Origin of the sequence: Mycobacterium sp. SM3041 (assembly GCF_039668335.1) — a bacterium.
In the GTDB taxonomy this organism is placed as follows: Bacteria; Actinomycetota; Actinomycetes; order Mycobacteriales; family Mycobacteriaceae; genus Mycobacterium.
The window spans coordinates 1-6,959 of sequence record NZ_JAYXBQ010000041.1 but is presented as its reverse complement, the minus strand read 5'-3'; the positions used below and the strand labels follow the sequence as shown (position 1 = coordinate 6,959).

Below are 6,959 nucleotides of genomic sequence, written 5' to 3'. Positions count from 1 at the left end.
TCAACTCCCGCGTTCAGGGAGTGTCAAGGATCAACCGAAGCAGGTGTAAAGCATCAGCCGAAACACTGTCAGGCATCACCCGACAGAGAAATGTCAGCCATCAGCCGACGTAATACACCGGAAAAAGTGCCCCCGGCAGGATTCGAACCTGCGACACCGGCTTTAGGAGAGCCGTGCTCTATCCCCTGAGCTACGGGGGCGGCACCTACCGAGATAGGGACCCATAGGGACGACTCATGCTAAACGCCGCGCGCCGTATCGGTGGCATCGGGATTCTGATGTCGGTCACGGTGCCGCGTGCGCGGCCGGCGATGTTTGACTGTGCGGCGCGGTGTCGGGGGAGCCGAGCTGGTCTGCGACGGCGACGACCAAGCCGCCGAGCATGAACGCGGTGATCGCCGCGGTCAGCGTCGGCGTACTCAGCGTGGGGATGAAGCGCCGAATTCCGGTGACGTCGGAGCCGGCGCTTCCGTGGTACTTGTGCGTCAGTGCGTGGCCTTTGCCTTTTTGCAGCAGGTATCGGTTTACCGGGTAGGCGGCGAAGAAGGCGACGGTCAGCGCGATCATCATCCCGATCCAGAAGACCGGGTTGACCAGGCCGGCGTTCATCGCGCCCGGGATCACCGCCATGACCAGGTTGTCGACGATCTCCATCGTCGCGATCGACAGCGTGTCTGCAGCCAGGACCACGCTCAGCGCCGTGCCGATCGCCAGCCCGGCTTTCAACAGCGGCAGTGTCGACAGGGTGTAGCCGAAGGCGAATGCCAGCGCGATGGCCAGTCCGATGGTCGCCAGGTTCGTCAACCCCAGAGCCGTGCCGATGATCAGGCCGACGATCTCCCCGATGGCGCAGCCGGTGAGGCAATGCAGGGTCGCGCTGACTGCCATGGCGTTGATGTCGCCGCCGTGGTGCGCATGATCCAGGTGGGAGCCGTGGTCGTGTCCGCCGTGGTGGTCGGCGGGATGGTGGTGGGAATCGCTGGCCATCGTTGTCGTTCCTCATCGTCGAAATCGAGCGGTATGGGAGTCGACTCCATGATACCCCCTGGGGGTACATGTCGCTGGGCGGCGGGGTGATGGCCGCGGCCACGATCCGTTGACGCAACCGACCGGCCGCGTGAGGCGGCCCACATATCAATCTAATTGACATAGGCGGTCGTGCGGCAGCAGGATGGGCACATGAGCACTTCCGGGGATGAGACCGATTTCCACAACGACGTCATCAGGCAGATTCGCGAAAACGGCGTGGTCGACGGCTGGTTCGCCCAGTTCGACATGCTGATCCTGCATACCGTCGGCGCCAAGTCCGGCCAACCGCGGCAGAACCCGATGGCCTACCAGAAGTCGGACGGCGACGAGATCTACGTCTTCGCCTCCAACAACGGCAAGGACACGAGCTCGGCCTGGTACCACAATGCGCTGGCCCATCCCGAGCAGGTCGCGGTCGAGATCGGGCCCGACAAGTACAGGGTTCGGGTGCGCGAGCTGCAGGGCGCCGAACGCGACGGCGTCTACGCGACGCAGGCCGGCCGTTTCGAGAATTTCGCCGAATATCAGCGCAAAACCACGCGGAAGATTCCGGTTCTCGGACTCACGCGCATCGAGCAGTAACGCAACGCGCCCTCGGTGCGCGGTTACTGGGCTTGAAGTGCAGTAATTCGGCAATATTTACGTGATTGCTGAATTGCTCTCTTGACTCGCGAATTGCATGGTCATTGCAGGGCAAATGTCAAATCGCAGCAATCGTGGTAACGACGTTCTCTGGTTGTCTACACTTCCGTCCAAATGTGTGAATTTGACATGAGCGCGTGCGATCCCGTCGATGTGGCGCACCAGTTGGACGCGACCGGCGTCGCTCGGGTAGCAAACGCAGTGCAATGGGATTGGGTGCTTGAATCCCGGGCGGAAATCGACCGCTGGTTGGCCGAGTACGGCGAGAAAGACCATTTCGTCCTATCGCCGCAGGACGGGCACCTGGAATCGATTCACGCGTTCATGGCCAGCGATTCGGTGCGCGCATTTCTCGACAATGTCGTCCGCCAGCGGTTCCCGGACCGTGCCCATGAAATGGACGGTACGGCGGTGCGCATCGTTGCCGGGCCACACGCCGACGGCGATGCCTGGTGGTTCCACTACGACGCCAGCGTCGTGACGATGGTGGTCCCGTTGTTCATCCCCGAAGCAGAACCGGGTCGCTCGGGCGAGTTGGTGGGCTACTTCAACAAGCGGCCGTTCCGCCGTTCGGTGATGGTCAACATCTTCGAGAAGATCGTCCATCAGAGCGCGACGTTCCGGCAGCGGATCCTGGATAGTCTCGGCCGCAGCCACGGCCCGACCGTCGTCGACATGAATGTCGGTGACGTGTACCTGTTTTGGGGCTATCGGAGTCTGCATGCCAACATGCCGATCGCTTCCGGCCGGCGGCGCGTGACACTGCTCATTCACTACGGCCAGCCACACGCTCCCAGCGGCGCGCTGGCCGCGGCCAAGCGCCTGCACTGGGCCTTGCGTGGCCGCACCGACGCCGCGGACCAGCCGGCGGCCGCAGGGGCGTACTGACCGGCGTGGTCCGGGGCGGGTGCCGCGCTCAGCGGCAGGTGTTGGCGCTGACCCAGCGGCCGTTCCAGCCGACGCAACCCTGAACCGGTGGGGGCGGCGGTGGCGGCGGCATGTCCTCGGGCAGTGGCGCGTAGTAGGCCGGCGGCGGCGCGTACGGCGCGACAGCGCCGAAGTCGGTGCAGCCGCTGACCGTGATGCGCCGTCCGGCGCCGAAGCAGACGTCGGCATTGGCGGTGCCCACGGGGACGATCGCGATCAATCCGGGTACGGCAGCCGCGGCCAATGCGGCGGCGATCAGCCGGCGGCGGGGGCGTGGCGCGGACATCATTCGCCCAGCAGCGGCCGGTCGGGCTGCGCCAGGCCGCAGCGCTCACGGAAATCGGTCATGGGCTGACGGATCGCCCGAAGTTCGTTGTGCGCCTGCGGGTTTGCGTCGAAGAAGGTGCGAACCTCGTTGGCGACCTCATCGCGCGGCTTGCCCTGCAGGCTGCCGTAGAAGTCATTGACGTCCGGGTGCGTGAACAGGTAGGCGGAGGCGGCAGCAGCGACACCCGAAGCCACCCCGGCCAGATCCGCGGGAGTGCAGTTGGGGGCCGTCGGAGCGGCGATCGCCTGACCCGACATCGGCAGGGCGACGGCCATGACGGCCATGGCGGCTCCTGCGGCAGCTACGACCGCCCGCTGGGCGACCGATTTGGTGAAGACCATTGCCGTATTCCTTTCCACAGTGCCAACTCCGGGCGGATCGACCACCCGGCATAGCCGGACTGTAGCAGGCGGATTGACCCCGCCGACATTTTCTGCGCCGGCAAATCGATGCCGCCACCTCGCCGTGCGGTTGTAGCGTCGAGGCGCTTACCGGCGGGCCCCTTCCGCGTGCGGCCAAGGCAGATTTCTGGCTAATCCGCCAATGTGGTGTTTTTCACTATGGGAAACAAGATTCACCCCGAAAGACGATGTACAGGCAAACCGGGCGTACGTCCGGTGTCGAAGCGTCCTCTGATGGAGCGGGCGTGACGCGCTGACCGATTGCCGAGGCATTCGGCAAACGCGGCGAGTTACGAGGAGTGGCCCATGGATGCTGTGATCGGTGTTGCGCTCACCGCAACCATGGCAGGCATCACGCTCGCGTCGGGAGACGAGGCGGTCGACAGCGTGACCGTCTCCCTCGAAGAGGGGAACTCGTCCGGCGCTCAACTGGCCGGCGCAGTGCGCCGGATCTACGTGCAGGGTGCCAAACGTGGCTGCCGTGCCTGCTCGGTCGCCGTCACTTGGACCGCCGACGCCGACGATCACGTCGCCGGATTCAGTGGACTGCCGGCCGAGCTGGATGTCGAACTGCTGCCGATCCCGCTGGCATCGGCCGGCTCGGCGCTGGTGTCCGAGACCGACTACGCCGACACCGTCGTCTGCGTGTTGGAGCCCGATGTGGAGCGCGGGCTACGAGGTCGCGCCGTCGTTGCGGACACCGACGAACCTCGGGCTGCTGTCGCGGTGGGACTGGATGCCGACGGTGCCGCCGGCTGGCTGGCCGACGTCCTCGGCCGACTCGATCACCGGCCGCAGCGGCTCGTCCTCGTCGGCACGGACGAGCACGTGCATCCCGTCGCCGTGGAGGTGTCGAACCACGTTCGGGTCGACTCGGAGGCCGAGTCGCTCCTGGCGCTTGCGCATGGTGCCGCATTGGCCTCGGTTCGCGACGCCGTTCCTGCAGCTGTGGACGAGCCTGGTCCCAAACGCCTTGCCGGGAAGCCGGTTTGGCTGACACCGGTGTCGCTCGCGGCGATGGTGCTGGTTTCGGCTCTGGTCGCGACCATGCCTCTGGGCTCTGCCGGCCCATCGCCGGCGCCCGCGCCGGCTCACGTATCCGTGTCGCCGGCCGTGCAAGCGCCGCCGAGTCCCAGTCCGCCTCCACCGGCGTCCGAGCCTGTGGCTGTGCCGGCGCCGGCGTCGGATGCGCCCGCGGTCAACCAGAAACAGAACCAGAGCGATACGTCCGCGGGGGTGCCCGAGGGCCGAACGCCGTACGTCCCGCCGGTAGCCGTCGAGCCCGCGGTTCCGGTACCGCCGCAGGTTGCCGGAGTGCCGGACAACTGCGTCGTGTTGTGCGGTTTTGTCCTCTAGGCGGTTTGCGGGGATTGCTTGGCAACACCTCGGCGTGCTTGGCATGCTTGGTCCACTATGGGTGATCTCGGGGTGTTCGGCGCGTGGCTCATGCTGGCGTTGGTCGTCGGCGGGGCGGTCTGCGTGGCGGTCGGCTGTGTGTTCGTGACGCGACGCATCATCGCCCGTGATGCGCGCCCGGAACAGAACTCGTTCCTGTCCCCGTTCCTCACCGTCGTCGGCCTGGTCTACGGTGCGCTCCTGGGGTTCACGGTGGTCGTCGGCTGGCAGCAGTTCCTCAGTGCTGAGACGAACGTCGCCAACGAGGCATCGACGTTGACGACGCTGTACCGCCAGACCGTCGCGATGCCGCAACCGGAGCAGGCACAGGTTCGTGAGCAGTTGCGCAAGTATGCCGCCGCGGTTCAGGGACCTGCCTGGGGCATGGACGAATTCGCCGACATCAGCAACAACGGCCGTGCGGCGCTCAGCGAGCTGTATCGCATTGTGGGAACGCATGGTTCGGGGTCGAGCGCGAGCCCGATCGATTCGCAGTTCCTGAGCGAGCTGACGGTGCTGGCGTCGGATCGCAGCGAGCGCATCCTCAACTCCCACCAGCGCATCCCGGCGCTGCTGTGGGGTGCCCTGATCTTCGGAGGGGCGGTGCTGATCCTGCTGACGTGCTTTATGCGGCTGGAGAACGCCCGCGCGCACGCGGTACTCGTCGGCGCGGTCGCCATCCTGTTGTCGCTGCTGCTGTACGTCATCTACACCCTGGACCATCCGTTCGGCCCCATCGGCGTTACCCCGCAGCCGTTTTCGCATGCGGTCAAGGTGTTCGACATGGTCGACCGCGGCAGCTGAGCGTCGCTCCCGAGGTCGACTGGCGGCCAATGGTCTATTATCTGCGTATGAATGCAGATAACCAGGTGCCGGCGCCGCTCGCCGACGACCAGGTCCGTCTGGTGGTGGAAGTGTTCCGGATGCTCGCCGACCCGACCCGCGTCCAACTGTTGTGGGCGTTGAGCGCGTGTGAGCTGTCGGTCAATGAATTGGCCGAGCGCGTCGGCAAGCCCGCGCCGTCGGTGTCACAGCATCTGGCGAAGCTGCGGATGGCGCGGTTGGTCCAGACGCGACGGGCCGGGACGACGATCTTCTACAGCCTCGAGAACGAGCATGTGCGCCAGTTGGTGGTCGACGCCGTGCACAACGCCGAACACGCGGGTCCAGGCGTGCCGGCGCATCATCGTCAGGACCCCGGCGTGCGGACCCTCGGCGCCGACACCGCCGTGCGCAGGGGTGGTCGGCGATGAGCAGCCACCACCACCATCACCACGACCACGACCACGACCACGGTCATGGACACGACCACGGCGGCTGGGGCGCGGTCAAAGGGCTGTTCGCTCCCCACTCCCATGACGCGGCGGACAGCCTGGACGGCGCGCTCGAGTCGAGCGCGGCCGGTATCCGGGCGGTGAAGATCAGCCTGCTGGTGCTGGGCCTCACCACGGTGGTGCAGATCGCCATCGTGGTGGCGTCGGGCTCGGTGGCCCTGGCGGCCGACACGATCCACAACTTCTCCGACGCCCTGACCGCGGTGCCGCTGTGGATCGCATTTGCGTTGGGCACCAGGGCCGCAACCCGTCGTTACACCTATGGCTTCGGCCGGGTCGAGGACCTGGCGGGGTTGTTCGTGGTCGGCATGATCACCCTGTCGGCGATCATCGCCGGCTACGAGGCGGTGCAGCGGTTGATCCATCCGCAGGTCATCGATCACGTCGGGTGGGTGGCGCTGGCCGGACTCGTCGGCTTTCTCGGCAACGAAACGGTCGCGATCTACCGCATCCGGGTGGGGCGGCAGATCGGGTCGGCGGCGTTGGTTGCGGACGGTATCCACGCGCGCACCGACGGATTCACGTCATTGGCCGTCTTGCTCGGCGCCGGTGGAGTGGCCCTCGGATACCCGCTCGCGGACCCGATCGCCGGGTTGATCATCACGGTGGCGATCCTGGCCGTGCTGCGCACCGCGGTGCGAGATGTGTTCCGCCGCTTGCTCGATGGCGTCGACCCGGCGCTCGTCGACACCGCCGAGCAGTCGCTGGCGGCCGAACCGGGGGTGCGGTCGGTGCACAGCGTGCGCATGCGGTGGATGGGTCACCGCCTACATGCCGACGTCGAACTCGACCTCGATCCCGAGCTGAGCCTGGCGCAGGCCCACCAGATCGCCCACGATGCCGAGCATCATCTGGTGCACGCCGTGCCCAAGCTCACGACGGCGCTGATCCACGCATACCCCG

Annotated in this window: 9 protein-coding genes and 1 tRNA gene; 6 read left to right on the top strand and 4 right to left on the bottom strand. The window is 66.3% G+C overall.

The genetic code is table 11. The features are described from left to right. Positions 1-127: 127 nt before the first annotated feature. Together VXD91_RS11280 and VXD91_RS11275 are read right to left on the bottom strand one after the other, a co-directional pair. Positions 128-200: transfer RNA gene (locus VXD91_RS11280), tRNA-Arg, on the bottom strand. An 85-nt stretch (positions 201-285) separates the two neighbouring features. Continuing rightward, a complete protein-coding gene (locus VXD91_RS11275; RefSeq protein ID WP_318987133.1) occupies positions 286-987 on the bottom strand; it encodes a DUF4396 domain-containing protein in 702 nt (233 codons plus the stop codon). 192 nt (positions 988-1,179) lie between these two features. On the opposite strand from VXD91_RS11275, the gene VXD91_RS11270 reads away from it, so the two are divergent. Further along, the gene (locus VXD91_RS11270) at positions 1,180-1,611 is read left to right on the top strand and encodes a nitroreductase family deazaflavin-dependent oxidoreductase (RefSeq protein ID WP_318987134.1); all 432 of its coding nucleotides are present in this window, start codon (positions 1,180-1,182) and stop codon (positions 1,609-1,611) included. A 174-nt stretch (positions 1,612-1,785) separates the two neighbouring features. Then, positions 1,786-2,559 carry a hypothetical protein gene (locus VXD91_RS11265; protein ID WP_318987135.1) on the top strand — a complete coding sequence of 258 codons (774 nt, stop codon included), beginning with the start codon at positions 1,786-1,788 and terminating at the stop codon, positions 2,557-2,559. Between the two features lie 28 nt (positions 2,560-2,587). On the opposite strand, the gene VXD91_RS11260 is transcribed toward VXD91_RS11265, so the two are convergent. Further along, entirely contained in the window at positions 2,588-2,887 is a 300-nt protein-coding gene (locus VXD91_RS11260) for a hypothetical protein (protein ID WP_318987136.1), read from the bottom strand. After that, a complete protein-coding gene (locus VXD91_RS11255) occupies positions 2,884-3,267 on the bottom strand; it encodes a heme-binding protein (RefSeq protein WP_212813083.1) in 384 nt (127 codons plus the stop codon). The genes VXD91_RS11260 and VXD91_RS11255 overlap by 4 nt, the downstream gene beginning before the upstream one ends. A gap of 366 nt (positions 3,268-3,633) precedes the next feature. On the opposite strand from VXD91_RS11255, the gene VXD91_RS11250 reads away from it, so the two are divergent. The 4 genes from VXD91_RS11250 to VXD91_RS11235 all read left to right on the top strand — a co-directional run. Continuing rightward, entirely contained in the window at positions 3,634-4,683 is a 1,050-nt protein-coding gene (locus VXD91_RS11250) for a hypothetical protein (RefSeq protein WP_318987137.1), read from the top strand. Positions 4,684-4,740: 57 nt separating this feature from the next. Beyond that, positions 4,741-5,526, top strand: coding sequence for a DUF4239 domain-containing protein (locus VXD91_RS11245; RefSeq protein WP_318987138.1), 786 nt, complete (start codon positions 4,741-4,743; stop codon positions 5,524-5,526). A 47-nt stretch (positions 5,527-5,573) separates the two neighbouring features. Beyond that, positions 5,574-5,975: a metalloregulator ArsR/SmtB family transcription factor gene (locus VXD91_RS11240; protein WP_318987139.1), complete on the top strand. Its 402-nt coding sequence runs from the start codon at positions 5,574-5,576 to the stop codon at positions 5,973-5,975. Then, positions 5,972-6,959: cation diffusion facilitator family transporter (locus VXD91_RS11235; RefSeq protein ID WP_346415429.1), on the top strand; the 988-nt coding region annotated here is incomplete at its 3' end. The genes VXD91_RS11240 and VXD91_RS11235, both read left to right, overlap by 4 nt.

What these genes read in the sequence shown, in the direction of transcription:
- VXD91_RS11275 (WP_318987133.1), bottom strand. Translation starts at nt 987, where the DNA reads ATGGCCAGCGATTCCCACCACCATCCCGCCGACCACCACGGCGGACAC.
- VXD91_RS11270 (WP_318987134.1), top strand. Translation starts at nt 1,180, where the DNA reads ATGAGCACTTCCGGGGATGAGACCGATTTCCACAACGACGTCATCAGG.
- VXD91_RS11265 (WP_318987135.1), top strand. Translation starts at nt 1,786, where the DNA reads ATGTGTGAATTTGACATGAGCGCGTGCGATCCCGTCGATGTGGCGCAC.
- VXD91_RS11260 (WP_318987136.1), bottom strand. Translation starts at nt 2,887, where the DNA reads ATGATGTCCGCGCCACGCCCCCGCCGCCGGCTGATCGCCGCCGCATTG.
- VXD91_RS11255 (WP_212813083.1), bottom strand. Translation starts at nt 3,267, where the DNA reads ATGGTCTTCACCAAATCGGTCGCCCAGCGGGCGGTCGTAGCTGCCGCA.
- VXD91_RS11250 (WP_318987137.1), top strand. Translation starts at nt 3,634, where the DNA reads ATGGATGCTGTGATCGGTGTTGCGCTCACCGCAACCATGGCAGGCATC.
- VXD91_RS11245 (WP_318987138.1), top strand. Translation starts at nt 4,741, where the DNA reads ATGGGTGATCTCGGGGTGTTCGGCGCGTGGCTCATGCTGGCGTTGGTC.
- VXD91_RS11240 (WP_318987139.1), top strand. Translation starts at nt 5,574, where the DNA reads ATGAATGCAGATAACCAGGTGCCGGCGCCGCTCGCCGACGACCAGGTC.